Genomic DNA, 22344 nt, shown 5'->3' on the forward strand with positions numbered 1-22344 from the left:
GCCCTCAGGAAGGACGATCCTGATGCTTCCTCATACCCGCCCGCCTACGGTCGACATGGGAGACCGACGCTGTTGGACAGCAGTTCTCGCCGTCGTCGGGCTCTGCTTGGCGCTGGTCACCGGCGTGGCACCGACCCGTGCACACGCCGCGACGGGGACCCCGATCAGCGTCGACGGCAATTCCCAGGGTCGCACGTTCGACGGCGTCGGAGCCATCAGCGGTGGCGGTGGCAACACCCGCCTGCTCGTCGACTACCCCGAGCCGCAGCGCAGCCAGATCCTGGATTACCTCTTCAAGCCCGGCTACGGCGCGTCCCTGCACATGTTGAAGGTGGAGATCGGCGGCGACACCAACACCACCGACGGCGCCGAATCCAGCATCGAACACTCACCGGGCAGCATCAACTGCGACAACGGCTACGAGTGGTGGCTGATGCAGCAGGCCAAGCAACGCAACCCGAACATCAAGCTGTACGCCCTCGCCTGGGGCGCCCCGGGCTTCCTCGGCGGCCACGACTTCTGGTCCACCAGCTCACCGTCGACGGTGGACTACCTCATGACCTGGCTCGACTGTGCCAAGAAGCACAACTTCACCATCGACTACCTCGGCGGCTGGAACGAGAGGTACGACAGCGAGAAGAGCCCCGCCTGGTACGAAGCCCTGCACGCCGCCCTCGTGCAGCACGGCTATGCCTCCACGAAGGTCGTCGGCGCGGACAACAACTGGCAGAACGCGGACGACATCGCGTCCAACTCCGAGCTGTCCAAGGCAGTAGACATCCTCGGCACACACTATCCCTGCGGCTACCGAAGCGATCAGAAGGACTGCTCCTCTACGCACAACGGCAGCAACGGAGCCGCGCAGGCATCCGGGAAACAGCTGTGGGCGAGCGAGAACGGCTCGGACGACGCCGACTACGGCGCCGTGGCGATGGCCCGCGGTATCAACCGCGGTTATCTGGACGGAAAGATGACCGCCTACATCAACTGGCCCATCGTGGCGTCGATCTCCCCCAACCTCGACTTCAACGGCGTGGGCTTGATCCAGGCCAACCAGCCCTGGTCCGGCGCCTACAACGTCGGCCGCAGCACCTGGACGATGGCTCAGACCAGCCAGTTCACCTCCCCCGGCTGGAAGTACCTCGACAACTCCGGCGGCTATCTCGCCGGCGGCACCGACAAGAGCAAGGGCAGCTACGTCAGCTACGCGGCCCCGGACAAGTCCGCCTGGAGCACCGTCTTCGAGACCATGGACGCCACCGCCGACCAGACCGTCTCCCTCTCCGTCACCGGTGGTCTGCCCAGCGGCACCCTCCACGTCTGGACAACCGACCTGAGCGACGACCATCCGCGCATGGTGGCCGCGCCCGACCTGACGGCGACCGGCGGCACCTACCAGCTCACCCTGAAGGCCAAGCACCTCTACACCACCACCACCACCGGGCAGGCACCCGGCACCGTCACGGGCCCGCAGCGCACCATCCAGAAACTCCCCTACTCCGACACCTTCTCCGGGTACCACACGGGCTCGGAGGCCAAGTACTTCGCCAGCATGAACGGCGCCTTCGAGGCAGCGCCCTGCGGCGGAGGGCGCAGCGGCCAGTGCCTGCGCCAGATGACCACCACAACGCCGATCCAGTGGACCGGCGAGTCCAGGAATCAGCCGTACACCACCATGGGCGACGTCAACTGGTCCAACTACACCGTCTCCGCAGACGTGTTGCTGGAGAAGTCGGGAGCCGGAGCCGACCTGCTGGGCCGCGTCGGCTGGCAGAAGAAGAACAACAACGGTCTCAACGCCTATCACCTGACCCTCGACACCGCAGGCAACTGGGCCCTGCAGAAGAGCGACCAGGCGTGGAACTTCACCACGCTCCCGGGCGCCAGCGGCAAGCTTGAGAAGGCGCCGGGCACCAACACCTGGCACCGGCTCTCCCTCACCTTCCAGGGCAGCACCATCACCGCGAAGATCGACGGCACCCAGGTCGCCAGTCTCACCGACAGCAGCTACGGCGCCGGACAGATCGGGCTCGGCACCGTCTGGGACTCCGACACACATGGGTACTACGGAGTCCAGTACTCCAACCTGTCCGTCACCCCGGGGACGACGACGAACCTGAACGGAACCTACAAGATCGTCAACGTCAACAGCGGCCTGGCGCTCGACGCCCAGCACGAAGACACCGCCAAGGGAACGCCGATCATCCAGTATCCGTGCAAGGACCAGTCGAACCAGAAGTGGACGCTGACCGCCAACGAGGACGGCTACTACACCATCACCGGCGTCGGCAGTAACAAGGTGCTGGACGTGTCGAAGAAGACCACGTTGCCCGAAACCCAACTGCAACTGTGGGACGGCAACGACGGCACCAACCAGCAATGGGCGGTGACACCGTCGACCGACGGCGCCTTCACCATCGAATCCCGCAACAGCGGCCACCTGGTCGACGTCTTCCACGGCTCAAAGGACGAAAAGGCCCCGGTCATCCAGTGGAATCCGAACGGAGACAGCAACCAGCGGTGGAAGCTGGAGAAGGTCGGATGACCGACCCGCACTGAGCGGGGCCGCCGCGGGCCACGGTCGACCGGGCCCCGACGACGGAATATCAGGGGTGGTGAACACCCACTGGACGCCGTGCGCCTCGTCATCGGATGTGACGAGGCGCACGTGCACGCCCGGCCGAGACGGTTTCCGGAAAACCCGACCGGCGCGGAAGACGCGTGCGTCGCCGCGCTCGCCACCGGCCCGGCCGCCAAGCGGACCCGGCGTGACCTGCTGCGTGACGCATGGCCCTCTCGGCTGCCGCGGTGACGTGGGCTGCTGGAGCTTCGAACGCGCCGCGCCGGGCCCCTCACCACGCAAAGACTCAAGGAAGAGGTTCTCATGCGCATATGCAGACGTCTCGCTGTCCCGGTCGGCCTGGGCCTTGTGGCCTGTGCCCTGGCCGGGACCGGCGCTACGGCCCACGCGGCCTCGGCAGCTCCCGCCTCCGGCACCGTCTACACCCTGACGAACGCCGCGAGCCACATGCTGATGGACGTCCAATACGGCGCAACCGGTCCCGGCAAGCCGATCGTCCAGTGGCCGTCGAACAACGGGGCCAACCAGCAATGGCTCCTGACCCGGACCAGCTCCGGCGCGTACACCGTCATGAGCGCCAACAGCGGCCTGTGCCTGGACACCCCCGACCCGCAGAACTCCACCCCGCCTGTCCAGCTCGTCCAGAACAGGTGCGATGGCGCCGCCAGCCAGCAATGGAAGATCGAAGCCGTCGGCGACGGCACCTACACCCTTGCCAACACCGCCAACGGCCTGCTCGCCGACAACGCCAAGTCGTCCACCACCGAAGGCACCGAGATCGTCCAGTGGCGGTCCAACGGCGGCGCCAACCAGCGCTGGACCCTCACCCCGCTCACACGGGTCGGCACCTACACCGCCGGCCTGATGTACAACGGACCCTCCTTCACCAACCAGAGCATCCGGATGGTCGCGCACACCACCGTCGCAGGATCCATGCTCCGCATCCGACTGAGCAACCTCTACGGCACCAAACCGCTGACCATCGACGCCGTCGACCTCGCCCGGCAAAGCAGCACCCCCGGCACCGCCGTCCCCGGCACCCACCGGACCGTCACCTTCAACGGCAGCGCCTCCGTCACCATCCCCGCCGGGCAGGACGTCGCCAGCGACCCGATCCCGATGGCCGTGGACGCGAACACGGACCAGCTCGTGAGCATCCACCTGCCGGGCACGCCCGCCGGCACCACCTGGCACGAACAGGCACAGGAAACCGCCTGGATCTCCACCGACGGCAACCACGTCACCGACGAGAGCACCGGCAACTACCCGAGCACGAAGACATCCTGGTACTTCCTCGACGGCCTGGACGTCATCTCCCCGACCGCCACCGGAACCCTGGTGTGCGTCGGGGACTCCATCACCGACGGCGTCGGTTCCACTCGGGGCGCCAACCGCCGCTGGCCCGACTACCTCGCCCAGCGCATGAACTCCGCCTCCAGCGGCCCCACCCTCGGCGTCGTGGACGCCGGCATCGGCACCAACCGCGTGCTGACAGACGTCAACGCCAACAACCCCAGCCTCCAGAGCCGATTCGCCCACGACGTGCTCGGCCAGCCCAACGTCAAAAGCGTGATCCTGCTGGAGGGCATCAACGACATCGGCAGCAACATCGGCTCGAACGGATCCAGCCCAGTGACCGCCGCGGACCTCGAGAACGGCATGCAGGCCGTGATCCACAAAGCCCATGCCGCCGGCGTGAAGATCATCGGCGGCACGATCCTGCCCTACGAGGGCGCCAACTACTACACGCCTGACGGCGAGAAGGTCCGCGATGCCGTCAACCAATGGATCCGCACCAGCGGTGCCTTCGACGGCGTCATCGACTTCGACAAGGCAATGCAGGACCCGGGCAACCCTCGGGCCCTCAACGACGCCTACGACAGCGGCGACCACCTGCACCCCAACGACGCCGGCTATCAGGCGATGGCCAACGCCGTGAACCTCTCCCTGCTCACGCCGTGACACCGTGACGCGGAGCCTCCGCGGACCCGCTGATCGAGAGCGCAGATGCAGCTTTGGGCCCCGCGCTCCACGGAGTGTGGGACCCAACGTGTCGCAGGCGGAGGGTCAGCGTCGGGTCCAACGCTGGTTGTCGTCGCCACCGTCGCAGTTCGCGAGGATCAACGGGGAGTCGTTGACGGTGGCGCCGCCGCTGACCTTGATGCACAGCCCTGACTGGGCTCCCTTGACAGTGCCGTCGTCCTGGAGCGTCCAATGCTGGTTCGTCTGTCCGTTGCAGTTCCATGCGATGACCGGTGTTCCGGGAGCGGTGCCCTGGCGGTAGGCGTCCAGGCACATGTCGCCGAACACCCGCAGTTCCTTGGTGGGCCAGCTCGTCCACAACTGGTTGGCAGCGCCGTGGCAGTCCCAGATGATGGCTCTGGCACCCGCCTTGGCCGCCCCGCCTTCGACATCCATGCAACGGTTGGAGCGGGCACCCACCAGTGAAGAGGTGGTGCGGGTGACGGGAGTGCCGCCACTCACCTTGAACGCGGCGACTCCGTGTGCGGGAACGCTGGCGCTGATGTCGCCGGACGTGGTCGATGTGTCGCCGGTCCACAGGTCGGTCAGCGTGAACGAGTTGCCGCTCAGACCGATCTGGGATGCGGTCGTGCGGATGGTCGTGGTCGCGTCGCTGCGGTTGAACAAGCCGATCGCCACCGACCCGTCGGACAGCGGCTTGGCGAACACCTCGGTGTTCTCCTGAACGTCGTGACGCACCCTGCGTCCGCCCGCGCCCAGCGGATCCTGGTCCACCGCGATCAGTCGCGGGTTGCGCAGAATCTCGCTCACATCCGCCGGCATCGACCGGATGTCGTTGCCCGCGATGAGCGGTGAGCCCATCAACGCCCACAGTGCGAAGTGCGACCGCCACTCCTCCGGCTTCAGGCCGGAATTCCCGACTTCCAGCATGTCGGCGTCGTTCCAGTGCCCGGGCCCGGACTGTGCGGCAAGGGGTGCGTTGATGTCGACTATGCCGGTGACGTTCGGCCATTGGGCCTGTATGTCCTCGGTGGTCCGCCACATGTCCGCCACCTGGCTCCAGTTGTAGGTCGCCCCGGTCTTGTCGGCGTGGTAGCTGTTCGGGTTGATGCTGTACACGATCGGCCGGCCTGTGGCACGCAGGGCGTCGCGCATCTTGGTGAACCCGGCGACCTGGTCGGCGAGGGTGCCGTCGCTGCTGCACCAGTCGTACTTCAGGTAGTCCACACCCCACGCGGCGAACTGGCGTGCGTCCTGCGCTTCGTGTCCGAGGCTGCCGGTGGATCCGGGGTAGCGGTACGTGAGGTTCGGGTTCTCCTGTGCGCAGGTCTTGGCGCCGGGTGCTTCGTAGATGCCGAACTTCAGGCCCAGGGAGTGAATGTAGTCGCCGAGCGCCTTCATGTCGGGGAACCGTCCCGAGGCGCCCTGAAGGTTGCCCTGCGCATCGCGCTGGGGGTTGAACCAGCAGTCGTCGACCACCACGTACTGGTAACCGGCCGTCTTCATGCCCGAGTCGACCATCTTTTTGGCGGACTCGCGGACCAGCTTGTCGTCGATGGTGCAGCCGAAGCTGTTCCAGGTGTTCCACCCCATGGGCGGTGTGAGCGCGGGGCTGCCGGGTGCTGCGCTCGCCGGCTGGTGCGCCCCGGCTGCAAGGAGCGCCCCGGCACTGGCGAGCGCGGCGACGGCAGAGCGCAGGGGACGTCGAGGGACATAGGTGGGCGACATTGCCTCTCCTTCGATAGGAATAGATGAGCGGGTGCGGTGCGGAGCGTGCGGAGCAGGGGACGACAACTGTCGGGGTCCTCGCCGCGGCCGCTGCGGTAGCGGGGGATGTCCGCCTGGGATGCACTCGGAACAGGGAGAGCGTCGAACCTTCAGTCGATGCGGATCGCGTACAGGTCGACGCTGGCTCCTCAGGGCCGCTCTGTCCCAGTCAGTGACGCCTCCTCCCGTCCGACTGTGGCGAGACGGCCTGGAGAGAAGCGATGGATGCAGTCGGGGCAGGCATAGAGCGTCCAGCCAGAGGCGCTCGACCGCTCGATGTGACGCACGGGGGTAGGGGCATCTGTCCAGCGACAGCAGCCGCAGCAATGTTGGGTCTTCATCCCGTCATCACCACGTGCCGCAGACGGCTCTCGTACGTGGATTTCCATGAGACGACCTCGACGATCTCAAGGCGTAAGTGCCGGTTCGGATTGACTGCCGGCTCCGAAGTGAGTCAGAGGGAGAGGGGAAGTGTGGCGCCCGGGTCTGCGGAGGGAGAGGGCGTCAGCCCTTGTTGGCCCCAGGGTGAGGCCGCTGACGAACTGCCGTTGGAGCGCGAAGTACACGATCAGCGTGGGGATCGCGGTGAGCAGTGCGCCGGCGGCGATCAGGTTGGGGTCGGTGAAGTACTGGCCGGAGAGGTTGTTCAGGGCCGAGGTGATCGGCATGTTCTGGCCGGTCGAGATCAGCACGAGCGCCCAGAAGAAATCGTTGTAGATCCAGATGGACAACAGGGTCGCCAGGGCCGCCATCGCCGGTTTGCACAGCGGCAGCGTGATCTGCCAGTACAGTCGCCACACTGACGCGCCGTCGACGAGGGCGGCCTCGGTCAGCTCGTGCGGCAGCGAGCGCATGTAGTTGCTCAGCACGAACGCGCAGAACCCGGACTGGAACGCCACGTGGATGAGGACCAGGCCCAGCGCGGAGTCGTACAGCTTGCCGCTCTGCGTGACGCCGGGCAGGTCCGTGAGCAGGTACAGCCGGTACAGCGGGGTGATGACGACCTGCTGCGGGAGCAGGTTGCCCGCCGTGAAGACCAGCAGCAGCGCCAGGTTGAGGCGGAAGTCGAACCGGCTGACGTAGAAGGCGACCATCGACGACAGGAACAGCGTGAGCAGCACAGCCGGCACCGCGATCAGCAGTGTGGTGCCGAAGTAGTGCATCATGTCCGACTGCTGGAACGCGTTCGTGAAGTTGTCCAGGCTCAGCTTGTCCGGCCAGGACACATAACCCTTGGTGCTGGTCTCGCTGTACGGCCGCAGGGCCGAGAAGATCGCCCACAGCAGCGGGGCGAGCCAGGCCAGGGCCGTACCGGCGAGGAACACGTGGAGGACCAGCCGGGCAGGTCGGATCCGCCTGTAGGTGCGGGGCGGGGCGGCAGCCGAGGCGCTCACGATCGTCGTTCCTTCCGCAAGGTGCTGATCAGGTAGGGGATGATCACGGCGAGGGAGATCAGCAGCAGGACGACGGCGATGGCGGAGCCGTAACCGATGCGGCTGGACTCGCCGATGATGTTGTTGGTGACCAGGATCGAGAGTAGTTCCGTGCCCTGGGCGCCCTTGTTGAAGACGAAGACCAGGTCGAAGGCGCGCAGGGCCTCGATGATGGTGACGACCAGGACGATGCTGTTGGTGGGGCGCAGGGTGGGGAAGATGACGTTCTTGAACGTTTGCCACTCGCCCGCGCCGTCCAGGGCCGACGCCTCGCGCAGGGAGGGGTCGACGCCCTTCAGGCCGGCCAGGTAGAGGATCATCAGGTAGCCGGTGTGCCGCCAGCAGGCGGCGACCAGCACGGCCCAGAGGTTGAGCTTCGGGTCGCCGATCCAGTCGATGTAGTGGCCCGGCTTGTTGGCCCCGATGAGGCTGTTGATCAGGCCCGTGTCCGGGTTGTAGATCAGCTGCCACACGAAGCCGATGACCGCGAAGGACACCACGACGGGCAGGAAGAAGGCCGTCTGGTAGACCCGGCTGAACCGGATCTTCTTGTCCAGCTGTACCGCCAGGAACATCCCCAGCGGCATGGGCACGAGGAGCAGTACGGCCAGCCAGATGACGTTGTGCTCGACGGCGGGCCAGAACTGCGGGTTGTCGGTGAACAGTTCACGGAAGTTCTGCACTCCGACCCACTTGATGGAGTCGAAGCCGATGCCGTCCCAGGTGGTTAAGGCGAGGGCGATCGAGGCGAGGGCGGTCACCCAGACGAGGGCGACGTGCAGGACGGTGGGCACGCCGGCCATGAGCCACAGGGTGACCCTGTCACGGCGGGTGAGCAGCCGCCGGTGCCCCTGGGGCACGCGTACGCGCCTGTGCCGGTCATTCGTCTTTGCTTCCGGGGGCCCCGGGGGCGGGGGCGTAGGGGTAGTCGTCGCCCCCGGGGTGCTGGTGGTTCCGGTCCCGGTACCAGTGTTCGGAGTGATGGTCATGACTGAGCGAAGATCGTCTTCTTCTGGCGCTCGATGGAGGACAGGATGCTGTCCACGCCCTTGGGATTGCGGATGAAGTTCTGCAGCGCGGGCTGCATGACCGTGGAGGTGAAGTCCGGACGGCTGTCGCGGTCCATGAACTGGGTGAGGCTCTTGGCGCCGGAGATCATCGCGTACGCCTTCTTCTGCAGCGGCGTATAGGAGGAGGTGGGAGCGTTGCTGGAGGCGGCGACGACGCTCGGGTCGGATGCGAGATAGAAGGACTCGGCCTGCGGAGTGCCCAGGAACTCAAGGAGCTTTACCGCACCCGCGCGGTTCTTCGGTGCCTTGGAGAGCATGAAGCCGTCGGTCGGCGCCTCGACGGTGTCCTGGCCGTAGGCGGAGTTGATCTCCGGGAAGGCGAAGAAGTCGAGGTCGTCCAGGTCGGCCTTGTCGGTGAACTGCTGCGCGACGAAGGAGCCCAGCAGGTACATGCCCGCCTTCTTCGACACCAGCGTCTGCGCGGCGTCCTGCCAGGTACGGCCGACGGCGCCGTCCTGGTGGTAGGGCAGGAGCTCGGCCCAGTGGTCGAAGACGGTCTTCACCTTGGCGTCGGTCCACGACTCCTTGCCCGCCATCAGGGACTTGTGGAACTCGTAGCCGTTGAGGCGGAAGTTGATCTGGTCGAAGGTGCCCATCGCGGGCCAGCCGTCCTTGTCGCCGAACGCGACGGGGACCAGGCCGTCCTTCTTCATCTGCTCGCACAGTGCGACGAGTTCGTCCCAGGTGGTGGGGACCTTGTAGCCGTGCTGCCGGAAGACGCTCTTGCGGTAGAAGAGCGCCCACGGGTACGTGTACAGCGGCACGAAGTAGTACTTGCCGTCCTCGCCCTTGCTGAGCTGCTTCATCGCGTCGGGGAAGTTGGCGCCGATCATCTGCCACACGTCGTCGATCGGGGAGGTGAGGCCCTTGGCCGCGAAGAACTGCATGCGGTAGCCGGCGAACCAGGTGAACACGTCGTCCGGCGTGCCCTGCAGATAGGAGTTGATCTGCTCCTGGAACGTGTTGTGGTCCTTGGTGTTCACCGCGACCTTGATGCCGTTCCTCTTCTGGAAGGCCGCGTAGATGTCGGCGAACGCCTTCTTCGGCACCGCGTCCGAAGCGTTGGAGCCCAGGGTGACGGTCTTCGGGTCACCACCCGAACCGCTGCTGCCGCCGCAGGCGCTCAGCAGGGGCACGGCTGCGGTCAGCGCTGCGGCACTACCTATCCCGCGCAGCAGAGCGCGGCGGCTCGGGACGGCAAAGGAGGAACCGGAGGGAGGGACTTGCATAAGAGCTCCTGGGACTGAGGACGAGCCGGCATCACGCAGCGAACCACACAGGGACGCAAGGTCGACCAGAAATCAACGGGATCGAACAACGAGCCCCATAAGACCCGTTCGGTCCGTCGAACGTCAAGGGTCGTGCGTCACCCTTTTGAAACTTGAGGGAAAGGAGCAGGTGGACGGGCAGAGACCCTGCGGACATCCCGCGGAAGCTGAGCAGGATTCATTTTCTGCGAAGCCACAAGACGGACGCGTGGCCTGCGACTTGGCCCGATCGGTGAGCGCAACTCAGGTTTTGGCGCTCCTCGCGCTCTCATGACTTGAGGCAACCGCACGAAAGCGGCAGCCTCACCTGGATCCCCACGTCTGTTGGTTTCCTTGTTCACGACTAGGCATGGACACACGCGCCTGACGACCCACTCGTCTTGCGCCAGGAGTGAGCGAACTTGTTTGACCTTGTTGAGCTTCCAACTCCCCTTCCTGTCCCCTCCGGCGACTCCGGCTCGGCCGCCCATAAGAGGAGATCCCCCGCAGGCGCATCGATCACAGAAACCGGAAAACGAGTAGACCCTCAACCCGTGGGCCAGACCGGTCGATGCAGGAAGTGTTTGGCCGGGAGGCTGAGCCGTGCGCATCATGAGGGACACGCGCACCATCGAGATCTTTCACCGACCGACCAACCCTCCACCGACCTAGCCGCCTTCAGGGCCGCCGACGTTCCATTTACCCGGGATGCCATAGGTCGGTTTCAGACAGCGACATCAGCTGCCGCACCTGCGGGACTCGACTGGTTGAGGAAGATCGCTGATCAATGAGGCAGTCGGCCTAGCCAAGCTTGGCGAGCGCGGCGGCGTAGTCGGCCGCATCTTCCACAAGGCCCAGAACCGCCTCCGCCGCCCAGTGCACCTCCAGAACCTGATTCAACGGGTCAGGGAGGGGCTCCCGTGGTGGGACGAGCGGCCGGAGTGGCGCGTCCCGGTCTTCGACGCATTCCTCGCCCGGTGCGGTCAAGGCCACCGGACCGCCGCAGGCCAGTACTCCACCCACCGGGAGCTGATCGACGCCATCGTCGCGTGCTGCCGTCCGACCGTCGAGGACACGATCGTGGACCCGGCCGCAGGCACCGGGGGATTTTCTGGTGCGGTCCTTCGAGCACATCGCCCGGCACCTCCCGCCGGGCGTCCCGCCCGCCCAGCGGGAGCAGCCGGCCCACGGCGCGATCCGCGGGACGGAACTGGTGGACGCGACGGCGCGCCTCGCCACCATGAACCTGTTCTTGCACGGCGTCGAGCGCCTCGACGGCAACCGGACGGCCATCGAGGTGCGGGACTCCCTCGCGGTAAGCCCCCGCCGCCGGGCCACCCTCGTCCTCACTGATCCGCCCATGGGGCAGCGACGCTCAGTGACCTCGTCCACCGGCGCGTCCGGCCTCCGAGGTACGGGACAGACCAGCCCACCAAGGGTCTGCCGATCATCAACCCGTCGTCTTGATCTCGCTGTTGGGATTGCTGTTTTGGGTGGCGACTTCGACTCGGAGGCTGCCAAGGCGGTCGGTGGGGTGGCGGCGGGCGCAAGCCCGCACGTCTCACGGCCCTGACCTGCGGAAACACCCAAACGCTAGATCTTGGACTTGACCAGAGTACGCAGCACTTCGGACTCCCGGAAGACGGCTCCCTGCCTGCTTTGTACAGGTCAAAGGCGGTCTTCGCTCTACACCGGCGCGCGTCGGGACTCGACGATTTCAGATGCCGACTTTATTGACGGCACATCAGACACATGCCGATACCGCATCACTCATGCCCGTCATCGCCGGCAACAAGACCAAAGGACGCAAGCGGTAACTGAGCACCGACGCCCTCGGCGGCCTGGTCACGGATGCGCCAGGGCACCTTTCCGGACCGTTTGACCCCGTCTTGGCTTCGCTGCCGCGAGGAGTTCGGTTGCTACGACAGCGTTCGAAGGAGACCCCAGGAGATCAAGGAGTCGGCGAGCCCGGCCGCCAAGCCAGAAGGGCCCTCCGGGGCAGCAGTAACCCGTGAGGCATCCCACAAGCGCGCCGATCGGTTGGCGCCCGGACGGCGAGGGGGCTATCGTCGACAAGTAGAACGACCGGTCTTCCTCCCACGTGAGGAAGGGTCTATATCGACCTTCCCGGCTGGGCTGCCTCCAGGCCGAGATCTGCCATCAGGTCACCGGTGCACGTCGAAGAGAGATCGAAAGTTCCGTGAAACCAATCCGCGCCCCGGCTCGGCTGGGGCACCGCACAGAGCCGCTGTCTCGCGCGGCTCCGACGGGGTCAGCCGCCCGATCGGATGAGCCGGACCGCGTCCAGCAGGGTCTTGTGGGCGGCAGTCGAGTCGTCCAGGTAGCCGGCTGCCATCGCGCCGTCGTACAGCATCAGCAGTGCACCGGCGGCCGACACCGGGTCGGCGTGGCCGAGCCGGGTGAGCAGGTCCTGGAAGAGGTTGCGGATCCAGTCCCGGTGGGTCACCACCAGGCCGCGGACCGGGTGGTCGGCGTCCGGATACTCGGCGGCCGCGTTCAGGAACGGCGATCCGCGGAAGCCACGCTCGCGGGCGTGCTCGGCGATCGCCTCGAAGATCAGGTCGATCGCTTCGGCGGGCGGGTATGCGGCGGCCAGCGGTTCGGCCACCTGCTTGTAGTAGGCGTCCTTGGTCAGCAGGTAGGCCACGACCAGGTCGTCCTTGGAGGCGAAGTGCCGGTAGAAGGTCGCCTTGGTCACCCCGGCCTCGGCGATCAACCGCTCCACGCCGATCGCGCGTACACCTTCGTAATAGAACAGCCGCGACGCGGCCCGGACCAGGCGTTCGCGAGGAGGCAGGTCTCCTTCGACCGTGCTCTCCTGACGCTTGGGGTTGGTTGTCTTCTGCCCAGTAGTACTCACTTCCCCATTGTGCCGGTGGCCCGGCCCTGAGTGGCCCCCACCCTCATACGGCCTACCAGAGCCGTCACCCCCCTGTCCCGTACGGCCCGGGCAACGTGGCCGCGCATCGAAAGGTTTGAACGATGACTCGTCGTCTTGAAGGAACCGTCGCCCTGGTCACCGGCGCGTCCAGCGGCATCGGCCACGCCACCGCCCTTGAGCTTGCCCGCGAAGGCGCGTCCGTGGCCCTGGTCGGCCGACGCGAGGACCGGCTCACCAACCTCGCTGCGGAAATCTCCCAGGCCGGCGGCAAGGCCCTGGTCGTGCCCGCCGACATCACCACCGCCGAGGCCGCCGCGGAAGCGGTTGAGCGGACCCTCGAGGGCCTGGGCCGCCTGGACACGCTGGTCAACAACGCCGGCCTCATGCTGCTCGGCCCCACCCCCGGCGCGGACCTGAACGAATGGCAGCGCATGGTCGACATCAACCTGATGGGTCTGATGTACACGAGCCACGCGGCCGTCCCGCACCTGGTCAAGGCCGCCGCCGACGGGCCGCGCCGGGTCGCCGACATCGTCAACATCAGCTCGCTGAACGGCCGCAACGCCTACGCCATGATGGCCGTGTACACCGCCACCAAGTTCGGCGTCACCGGCTTCAGCGAGGCGCTGCGCCAGGAACTGGCAAAGCAGCATGTCCGTGTGTCCGTCGTCGAGCCGGGCAGCGTCGACACCGAACTGCGCAGCCACAACTCCGACGCCGTCCAGCAGCTCCTCAACGCCGGACTCGGCGACATCGAACGGCTGCAGAGCCAGGACATCGCCGACACCGTCGGCTACATCGTCACCCGCCCCCGGCACGTGGCCGTCGCCGAACTGCTCGTACGCCCCACCGAGCAGGCCTGAGCCCCAGCCCGGGGTCCACTCCGGGACAAGCTAAGGAGGCGTGGTGGCGGTCGGTACGCCTGTCGCAGCAGCCAGCACCATCGTCCGTGTCTGCCTGCTGCCGGCCACCGCCATCCCGCTCGGAGACGGCCTGCGGCAATTGGCGCAGGGAGGCCCGGCGGACACGGACAACCTGCAGCGCTTCATGGCAGGCGTCTACATCGGCTGGGCTCCCCTGTTCTTCTGGGCGGCGGCAACGATCCGTCGGCAAGGAGTGCTCGTCGGCATCCGCGGGGCGCCTCCCGATCGACCCACCTCTAGGAGACCCCTCCATGTCGAAGATCCTTTTCGTGATGACCGGCGCCGACCACTGGACGCTGGCCGACGGAACCAAGCATCCGACCGGTTTCTGGGCCGAGGAGGCCGTCGTCCCGTACCAGGCGTTCACGGCGGCCGGCCACGAGATCGTCGTCGCCACGCCCGGTGGCGACGTGCCGCCCCTGGACCAGGGCAGCCTGGCGCCGCAGTTCAACGGCGGCGAGGGGGGCGCGCAGAAGATGGCCGACGACCTCGCCTCGATCAACGAGATCCAGCACCCCATCAGGCTGGAGGACGTCGACCTCGCCGAATACGCCGCCGTCTATTACCCCGGCGGCCACGGCCCGATGGAGGACCTGGCCGTCAATGCCGTCTCCGGCAAACTGCTCATCGACACCCTCGTTTCGGGCAAGCCGCTCGGCGTGGTCTGCCACGCCCCGGCCGCGCTGCTGGCCGCCACCCTGACCGACGGCAGCAACGCCTTCGCCGGCTACCGGCTCACCGGCTTCAGCAACGCCGAGGAGACCCAGGGTGGCCTCGCGGCCGGCGCCAAGTGGCTGCTCCAGGACCGCCTGGTCGAGATCGGCGCGGACTACCGGGAGGGCGAGCCGTGGGCCCCGAACGTGGTCGTCGACCGCAACCTGGTCACCGGTCAGAACCCCGCCTCCGCCGGGCCCGTCGCAGCCGAAATGCTCAACAAGCTGCCCTGACCCACGAATCCAGACCGACGCCACGCCGTCCGCGGCCGCGCTGACAGCCGCCTGCCTACCTGACGGGACATTCGCCCATCCCCGTAACGGAAGGTATCTGCGGAAAGGGCGTCCAACGCTCGGCTGCGGTTGGCCCAGCGCGGCGCTTCACGGCATCCACAACGCCGAGGACCGCGACAATGCGGCCAAGCGATCAAGGCGTTCGCCTGGCTCTACAGCGCGAAGTTCCCCCATGCGGAGAAGAAGATCATCGGCCTTGAGGCCGAGCTGCTGGCGCATACAACTTGCCCGCCGAGCACTGATCCGTCTGCGGACGGCCAACCCCATCGAGTCCACCTTCGCCACCGTTCGCCTGCGCGTGAAGGTTACTTGCGTGGCCCCGGTCGGCGCGCCAGTCACCGCTCGATTGTTCGACAGAACAGCACCGCGCACATCAACGCGGGAAGACGACCGTCAGCAGGCGGAAGAGTTCGGCGCGCTCTTCGTCGGACAGTTGGTCCAGGCCGGTCTGCGTCTGCTCCATCCGTTCTCGGATCGTGTCGATTGCCTTCTCGCCCACCTCGGTGAGGGCGACGTTCTTCACGCGGCGGTCGGTGGTGCTGACCTCGCGCCGGACCAGGTCTCGCCTTTCGAGCCGGTCGATGATCCCCGTCATGTTCGACGCGTCGCAGGCCAGGGTCTGCGCGAGCGAGCGCATCGAGGCGGGCGCGCGGCGCAGCACCGCGAGGGTCTTCGCCTGGCTGGAGGTGAGGCCCATGTCGGCGGCGGCGGCCGTGAAGTCGGCGTAGTGCGTGCTGACCGAGTGGGCGAGCAGCTCCATGAGCTGGGCCTTGGACGGGATGGACGGCATGCGTCGAGCGTACCGCGAAAAGCTTGAGGCCCTCAACCTTTGACATTCACCATCTCTCCATTATTTCATGTTCTCAAGTATCGAGTACCTCAATGGTTTGGGTCCTAGACCATCGATGCGTCCATCCTTTGGCAACCTTCCACCGGAAAGAAGACCGTGAAGTCCTCCCTCCCCACCGCGCCGGAGCGCCGCACCGGCAGTCTCAGCCTCGTCCTGGTGCTGGGCCTCGCCGCCATGGTCGTGTCGATGATGCAGACCCTGGTCATCCCGATCCTCGGCATCATCCAGAACGATCTCGGCGCCACCACGGCCCAGGTCAGCTGGGTCACCACGGCCACGCTGCTGTCGGCCGCGGTCTTCACGCCGCTGCTGGGCCGCCTCGGCGACCAGCGCGGCACGAAGCCGACCCTGCTCGGCGTGCTGGTGGTCATGGTCGCCGGATCCGTGCTCGCCGCGACCACGAGTTCCATGCTGCTGCTCATCGCGGCCCGCGTGATGCAGGGCGCCGCCACCGCGATCTTCCCGCTCGCGCTGTCCGTGCTGCGCCAAGAGGTCAAGCCCGCGCGACTGCCCGGCGCCATGGCCCTGGTCAGCGGCACGCTCGGGGTAGGCAGCGGCCTCGCCCTGGTCAGCGCCGGACTCCTGACCCAGGGTGCGCACCCCGACTACCACCAGGTCTTCTGGCTGGCCGCCGCACTCGCCACCGTCGCCCTCATCGCGGTCGCCCTCACCGTGCCCGCGCCACGCACCCGGACGGGCGGGCGCACCGACTGGCTCGGCGCCGCCGGCCTCGCCCTGCTGCTCGTCCTGCTCCTGCTGCCCATCTCGCAGGGCCACACCTGGGGCTGGACCTCACCCCGCACGCTCGCCCTCTTCGCCGGCGCCGCCGTCACCACGGTCCTCTGGGTCGTCGTCGAGCGCACGGTCCGCGACCCCCTGGTCGACATGAAGATGTTCGTCCACCGCCCGGTCCTGTTCACCAACATCGCCGGACTGCTCGTCGGATTCGCCATGTTTGCGCAGTTCATCGGCGTCTCCTACCTCGTCCAGACACCCGCTGAGATCGCCGGCTACGGCTTCGGCGCCTCCGTCCTGCGCGCCTCCGTCCTCTATCTGCTGCCCTCCGCCCTCGTCTCGCTCGTGGCCGCCCAGTTCGGAGGGATGCTGGTACGCCGCATCGGCGCGCGCCTCACCCTCGCCGCCGGTGCCGCCTTCGGCGTCGTCGGTTTCGCGTGGCTGACCCTCGCCCACGACACCACCGCGTCGGTGATCCTGGCCGGCATGGTCGTCGGCGTTGCCATCAGCTTCGGCTACGCCGCGATGCCCGCCCTGATCGTGGCCGGCGTTCCCCACCACCAGACCGGCATCGCCAACGGCATCAACTCCATCTCCCGCTCCACCGGCAGCGCGATCGGCAGCGCGGTCGTCACCTCGCTGCTCGCCTCCAAAACGCTCGACAACCTGCCCCCCGGGGTCCCCGCGCTGCCCGCCGAGAGCCAGTACACCCTGAGCTTCGCCCTCGCCGGCATGGCGTTCGTCCTCGTCATTGGTGTGGCGATGGTCGGCCTGGCGATCCGCCGCAGGTCCCCCTCGCCCGCCACCGACACGGCCGCCCTGTCAGACGACAGCGAAGCCACATCCGCCCCGTCGGGCGACGGTGAACCCACGACCGCACGCACGGCCGCCACGGTCTGACCGCACCACCTCCCCGGCCGCGACTTCCCCACAGCCGGATGCCGACCGGCTTCCCTCCCCGCCGAACAGGACACGACCGTGACCGACACCAAGGCAGCCTTCACCCGCGACGACACCTTCACCGCCGCCGAAGCCACCGCGCTGGTGGACCGGCTGCGCGCTGCCTTCCGCACCGGCCGCACCAAGCCCCTGGCCTGGCGCCGGAAACAGCTGACCCGCCTGCGCGACCTGCTCACCGACAACCGCGCGGCGATAGCCGACGCCCTCTACGCCGACCTGCGCAAAAACCGCACCGAGGCCGACGCCATGGAGATCGAAACCACGATCGTCGAGATCGACGACTACCTGGAGCACCTGGAGGAGTGGGCCGCCCCGCAGTCCGCCCCCGTGACGGTGCCCGGATTCCCCGGCAGCACCGCCCGCACCCAGTTCGACCCACTAGGCGTCGCCCTGGTCATCTCGGCGTGGAACTACCCGGTCAACCTGCTGCTGGTGCCCGTCGCGGGCGCGCTCGCCGCCGGGAACGCGGTCGTCATCAAGCCCGCCGACTACGCCGCCCGCACCTCATCACTGCTGGCCGAGCTGCTGCCCGTCTATCTCGACACCGACGCCACCGCGGTCGTCGAGGGCGGCGCACCGGAGACTACCGTGCTGCTGGAGCATCACTTCGACCACATCTTCTACACCGGCAACGGCACGGTCGGCCGCATCGTGATGACCGCCGCCGCCAAGAACCTCACCCCCGTCGTCCTCGAACTCGGCGGCAAGTCACCGGTGTTCGTGGAGCGGGACGCCGACATCGCCACCGTCGCACAGCGCCTGGCGCGGACGAAGTTCGCCAACGCCGGACAGACCTGCGTCGCCCCCGACTACGTCCTGACCGACCCGGACACCGCGACCGAACTGCAGGCCGCCCTGGCCGTCGCGATCAAGGGGCTGTTCGGTGAGGACCCGCAGACCTCCGACACCTACGGACGGATCATCAACGAGCGGCACTTCGACCGACTGTCCGCACTGCTGGCCTCCGGCCGTACGGTCACCGGCGGACAGACCGACCGCACAGACAAGTACATCGCCCCGACCGTGCTCGCCGATGTCCGGCCCGACGAGCCCGTGATGCAGGAAGAGATCTTCGGCCCCATACTGCCGATCCTGACCGTGGCCGACCTGGACGAGGCGATCGCGTTCATCAACGAGCGCGACAAGCCGCTCGCCCTGTACGCCTTCACCGAGAACGACACCACCAAGTACCGTCTCACCGCCGAGACCTCCTCGGGCGGCCTCAACTTCGGCCTGCCCATGCACCACCTCGCCGTACCGACACTCCCCTTCGGCGGCGTCGGCGAAAGCGGCATGGGCAACTACCACGGCCGCTACTCCATCGAGACGTTCAGCCACCGCAAGGCCGTCCTCGACGTCCCGCTGAACTGAACCATCCCCACAGGGCGGCGGCACGCAATTCCACCTGGCGACCTCACGCGCGCGCCACCGTCCGGCAGCCCTCGGAAGAAGGCACCCGCGTGCGCGGCTTCGTGGGTGGTGCCGGTCGGCCATCGTCGTCTCCAAGTTCACCCACCGCACCGGGCCCAGCTGCTCAACAAGACCAGCAGCACGCCCATCCTCGACCAAATCGAGCTGCATCCTCACTTCTCTCAGGACGAGAGCATCACCGCTGCCGCCGAACCGACCTCGCAGTACACCTCCCAAGAGGCCAACGGCCTCGAACGCCATACAAGGAACAGAAACGCATCATGGACGACACCCTGCTGGAACGGCTCGGCGCCGGCAAGTACATGCTGGTCACCAGCTACCGCAAGAACGGCACCCCGGTCGCCACCCCGGTATGGGTGGTGCGCGACGGTGACACGCTGGGCGTGCGGACCCCCGCCGACTCCTGGAAGGTCAAGCGGATCCGGGCCCGCGGCGACATCCTCGTCGGCCCCTGCGACCTGCGCGGCCACCCGACGGGCGACCAGGTCCCGGCCACCGCCGAGATCGTCGACGAGGCGACCGGCGCCCGCTACCGCTCCCTCATCGCCCGCAAGTACGGCATCCTCGGCCGCCTCATGATCCTCGACAGCCGACTCCGGGGAAGGGACAACACTCTGGGCATCCGCGTGCGGCTCGCCCCGTAGCGGGTGACGTGCGGGTGACGTACCCTCGGCTCCCCTGCCGGTGAGGCTCGCCGAGGAGCTGGAAGATCGAGTGCCGCACTTCACCCACGTACCGCTGCAACTGGCCGGCGCGGACGTGCTTCTCGTAGTCGATGTCCACGAGCGGCGCCGCGTGCTGGGAGGGCGGAGATCTCGTCGAGGGCGAGCCCATTGAGGTCGATGAGACGGCTCGGCCGCCGGATGCCGTCGCGCATCAGGGTGGTCAGATCGGTGACGCCTGAGATCACCACATGGCCACGCCGCCTCGAGGTGGGCGAACACCGCCGTGGGCACGGCAGGCTGTATGCGACGGATGTCGGGTGAGAGGTTCCGCGAGTAGGGGACGAGCGGTCACGGTCGGCGGCGAGGAGTGGGTCGAGATGATCGGTTCCTACGGCGTACCCGAGGAGTAGGCCCGGTTCCTGGTCGGTATCGTGCGCGCCAGCCGCGCGGGGGCGTTCGGCGTCGTCGACCCCGCGCTGTTCCGACGTCTCCAACGTGAGCCGACCCCGCTGCGTACCGTCCCCTGTCGAGGCGCTCACCGGCAGTAGGCACTTCCGAGGGACTGCCGGGGCAGTCGAGGTAGGGCGATAGGGCGATAGGGCGATAGGGCGATAGGGCGATAGGGCGATAGGGCGATCATCTCCGCAGGGTGGCTACACGCAACGCCGCGACGACAGTCCGTCCAGCACCACGTCGACCGCCCTGTCTACGACAGCCCGGTCGCCCCGGGCGTTGGCCAGCGCCCTGATCAGTACGTAGATCTCGTCCACCGTTGCGTCCGCGCGCACCTCGCCGGCTTTCTGGCCCCGGGACAGCAGCACCTCGACGGCGTCCTGCAACGCAGAGGCTGCAGCTTCCACCTCATCGGTGGCGCCCGCCGGATCAGCGGACTCCTCCAGCAGCGCGATGAGTGCGAGCTTCGCCGGTGCGCCTGAGACCATCTCCCGGAACGTCGTCCGGAAGGCAGCCCCTGCGTCGCTGTCCTCGCCTCGCGCCCGCGCTGTGTCGGTGAGCAGGGTGAGGTGCCGCACGATCGTGGCCTCGATCAGCAGTTGCTTGGTTGGGAAGTGCCGGAACACGGTGCCGATCCCGACGCCGGCCCTGCGAGCGACCTCCTCGGTCGAACCGGCTTTGCCGGACTCGCCGAAGACCTCTTCGGCTGCGGCCAGCGCCCGGTCCCGATTCGCCTGCGCGTCGCTTCGCATCCAGCCATTGTCCCTCTCCGGATCCCTCGCTCCGGTGGGGCCTGTGATCCACCCTTGCAACCGGAGTATTGACTCCGCATAACCCGGAGTGAAGACTCCGGTTAGAAGGGTGACCACCATGCGAACCCCCGAAGAGACGTTCCGTGCCATGCTCGACGGCGCCTGCCGGCTGCAGAACGGTGACCACAGCCAGGTCGACAAGCTGGCCGAGTTCTACGCCGAAGAAACCGACGTGCGACACCCGCTGGCCCCGCTCGGCGACACCCCCGTTGCTCAGCCGCGAAGCGCTCCGGCAGCACTTCGCCACGGCAGGGTCGGCTGGCCTGGCAGGCTTCCGGGTCGAGGACGTACGCGTCCGCTGGGTGTCCCAGCCGGATTCGACCAGGTCGCCGGGAACGCGGGTTCCGTGCCAGGCGTGGATGGAGAAGCCGTCGGGGTAGGCGAGTGCTGGTCCGGTTTCGTGGTGGAGGCGGCCGTCGCGGTCGCGGTGGAGGATGGTGGGGCGTTCCGTGAGGACGGCAGTGTGCGGCATGGCCCACCACCAGCCTGCGTTGCGGGCCACGTCCATAAGTCCGGTGACAGGTTCGATTCCGGTTGCGCCCATGCTTGCGAACGCGTCGTGGTAGGCAAACTCAGCGGCGTCATAGTGTCCGAGGATTGCCCTGCCGACCTGGGGCCGGACGCTGGTGACCAGGGGCCAGAAGTAGGACCAGACGTGCTCCTCGACGTGGGACCTGATCTGGTCCTCTACCTGAAACCTGACCTGAGAGCCGACGTGGAAGTTGACCTGGCTTTCGATCTGAGCCCGGACGTGGGACCTGACCTGGTCCTCGAACTGGTCCCGGATCTGGGACCTGGCCTGGTCCAGGACGTGTCTCTCGGCCTCGTACCAGTCCGAGGACCGGCTGACCCGGGCCATGCCCTGGAACCTGACGTGGGCCTTGAGCTGTTCCTCGACCTGAGCCTCGATCTGGTCGCGGATCTGGTCCCGGACAAGATCGAGGCGGGCCCAGGCCAGCACCTGGGCATGCGCCCATACCCGCGCCTGGTCCTGGTCCTGGTCCCGCGCCTTGAGCTGCTCCTGGATCTGGGTCTCGATCTGGGCCAGCATCCACGATCCGATGCACCCGGCCAGCGGGCTCTCAAGCCACACGAAGATCTTTGGGGGCTCCAGCCCGGCCGCCTCGTATGCGAGCCGCACGGCGGCCTCGGCTGCTGGACGGTCGGCCGGTCGGGTGGACAGGCCGTGTTGGATCCAATCGTCGCGGATGGGGTGGAGGATGGATTCTTGTTCGGGCGTGATTTCGGTGATGCGGGGTAGGTGGGCGGGGCGGCCGAGGGGGTTCCCGAAGAGCCTGCTGATTCTCACGCGGGCGAAGGCGGTGACGACCACGATGACGGACAGCAGTCCACTGCCCCACGCCACCCACGCAACGGGGTGATTCAGCGGCTCCGGCATCTCATCCCTTCCCGGCTGCGGGGCAGCCACGTGTGGCCGGGGCTCCCATGGACAGCAACATCTCTCCTTCAACGCCTATGTTCGGAGGACGGACCGAGGCGGTCCCACCCGCACGAGCCTCGGCAC

Annotated in this window: 15 protein-coding genes and 3 pseudogenes; 9 read left to right on the plus strand and 9 right to left on the minus strand. The window is 67.3% G+C overall.

What is annotated here, in order from left to right:
• Positions 1–124: 124 nt before the first annotated feature.
• Positions 125–2545: an RICIN domain-containing protein gene (locus BFF78_RS05120; RefSeq protein ID WP_227025711.1), complete on the plus strand. Its 2421-nt coding sequence runs from the start codon at positions 125–127 to the stop codon at positions 2543–2545.
• Between the two features lie 339 nt (positions 2546–2884).
• The gene (locus BFF78_RS05125; RefSeq protein ID WP_069777169.1) at positions 2885–4543 is read left to right on the plus strand and encodes an RICIN domain-containing protein; all 1659 of its coding nucleotides are present in this window, start codon (positions 2885–2887) and stop codon (positions 4541–4543) included.
• A 105-nt stretch (positions 4544–4648) separates the two neighbouring features.
• On the opposite strand, the gene BFF78_RS05130 is transcribed toward BFF78_RS05125, so the two are convergent.
• The 5 genes and pseudogenes from BFF78_RS05130 to BFF78_RS49020 form a co-directional block, all read right to left on the minus strand.
• Entirely contained in the window at positions 4649–6292 is a 1644-nt protein-coding gene (locus tag BFF78_RS05130) for a glycoside hydrolase family 27 protein (protein ID WP_069777170.1), read from the minus strand.
• A gap of 548 nt (positions 6293–6840) precedes the next feature.
• A pseudogene (locus tag BFF78_RS05135) lies at positions 6841–7725 on the minus strand (carbohydrate ABC transporter permease); the annotation flags it as partial.
• Positions 7722–8753, minus strand: coding sequence for a carbohydrate ABC transporter permease (locus BFF78_RS05140; RefSeq protein ID WP_069777171.1), 1032 nt, complete (start codon positions 8751–8753; stop codon positions 7722–7724). The pseudogene BFF78_RS05135 and the gene BFF78_RS05140, both read right to left, overlap by 4 nt.
• Positions 8750–10063 carry an ABC transporter substrate-binding protein gene (locus BFF78_RS05145; RefSeq protein ID WP_069777172.1) on the minus strand — a complete coding sequence of 438 codons (1314 nt, stop codon included), beginning with the start codon at positions 10061–10063 and terminating at the stop codon, positions 8750–8752. Before BFF78_RS05145 ends, BFF78_RS05140 begins: the two co-directional genes overlap by 4 nt.
• 819 nt (positions 10064–10882) lie before the next feature.
• A complete protein-coding gene (locus BFF78_RS49020) occupies positions 10883–11215 on the minus strand; it encodes a hypothetical protein (RefSeq protein ID WP_237282542.1) in 333 nt (110 codons plus the stop codon).
• Here BFF78_RS49020 and BFF78_RS50030 point away from each other — a divergent pair.
• Entirely contained in the window at positions 11196–11654 is a 459-nt protein-coding gene (locus tag BFF78_RS50030; RefSeq protein ID WP_069777174.1) for an N-6 DNA methylase, read from the plus strand. The two genes, BFF78_RS49020 and BFF78_RS50030, sit on opposite strands and share 20 nt — an antisense overlap.
• Before the next feature lie 699 nt (positions 11655–12353).
• On the opposite strand, the gene BFF78_RS05160 is transcribed toward BFF78_RS50030, so the two are convergent.
• Positions 12354–12962: a TetR/AcrR family transcriptional regulator gene (locus BFF78_RS05160; RefSeq protein WP_227025713.1), complete on the minus strand. Its 609-nt coding sequence runs from the start codon at positions 12960–12962 to the stop codon at positions 12354–12356.
• 122 nt (positions 12963–13084) lie between these two features.
• Between BFF78_RS05160 and BFF78_RS05165 the strand changes: the two genes are divergently transcribed.
• The 3 genes and pseudogenes from BFF78_RS05165 to BFF78_RS50035 form a co-directional block, all read left to right on the plus strand.
• On the plus strand, positions 13085–13846 hold the full coding sequence (locus BFF78_RS05165) for an SDR family NAD(P)-dependent oxidoreductase (protein ID WP_069777175.1): 762 nt from the start codon (positions 13085–13087) through the stop codon (positions 13844–13846).
• A gap of 311 nt (positions 13847–14157) precedes the next feature.
• Positions 14158–14853, plus strand: coding sequence for a type 1 glutamine amidotransferase domain-containing protein (locus tag BFF78_RS05170; RefSeq protein ID WP_069777176.1), 696 nt, complete (start codon positions 14158–14160; stop codon positions 14851–14853).
• 142 nt (positions 14854–14995) lie between these two features.
• Positions 14996–15233 (plus strand): annotated as a pseudogene (locus tag BFF78_RS50035) (transposase); the annotation flags it as partial.
• A gap of 53 nt (positions 15234–15286) precedes the next feature.
• On the opposite strand, the gene BFF78_RS05175 reads toward BFF78_RS50035, so the two are convergent.
• A complete protein-coding gene (locus BFF78_RS05175; protein WP_069777177.1) occupies positions 15287–15703 on the minus strand; it encodes a MarR family winged helix-turn-helix transcriptional regulator in 417 nt (138 codons plus the stop codon).
• A 156-nt stretch (positions 15704–15859) separates the two neighbouring features.
• Here BFF78_RS05175 and BFF78_RS05180 point away from each other — a divergent pair, with 156 nt between their 5' ends.
• From BFF78_RS05180 to BFF78_RS05190, 3 genes are all read left to right on the plus strand, one after another.
• The gene (locus BFF78_RS05180; RefSeq protein ID WP_069777178.1) at positions 15860–17398 is read left to right on the plus strand and encodes an MFS transporter; all 1539 of its coding nucleotides are present in this window, start codon (positions 15860–15862) and stop codon (positions 17396–17398) included.
• 141 nt (positions 17399–17539) lie between these two features.
• Positions 17540–18829: an aldehyde dehydrogenase family protein gene (locus BFF78_RS05185; RefSeq protein WP_418346745.1), complete on the plus strand. Its 1290-nt coding sequence runs from the start codon at positions 17540–17542 to the stop codon at positions 18827–18829.
• 320 nt (positions 18830–19149) lie between these two features.
• Positions 19150–19533 (plus strand): PPOX class F420-dependent oxidoreductase, encoded by a 384-nt coding sequence (locus tag BFF78_RS05190; RefSeq protein WP_069777180.1) that lies wholly within the window; start codon positions 19150–19152, stop codon positions 19531–19533.
• A 674-nt stretch (positions 19534–20207) separates the two neighbouring features.
• On the opposite strand, the gene BFF78_RS05195 is transcribed toward BFF78_RS05190, so the two are convergent.
• Entirely contained in the window at positions 20208–20879 is a 672-nt protein-coding gene (locus tag BFF78_RS05195; protein WP_227025714.1) for a TetR/AcrR family transcriptional regulator, read from the minus strand.
• 316 nt (positions 20880–21195) lie between these two features.
• Positions 21196–22218 (minus strand): annotated as a pseudogene (locus BFF78_RS49650) (DUF6745 domain-containing protein); the annotation flags it as partial.
• Positions 22219–22344: the final 126 nt, after the last annotated feature.

The organism is Streptomyces fodineus (assembly GCF_001735805.1).
Taxonomy (GTDB): domain Bacteria; phylum Actinomycetota; class Actinomycetes; order Streptomycetales; family Streptomycetaceae; genus Streptomyces; species Streptomyces fodineus.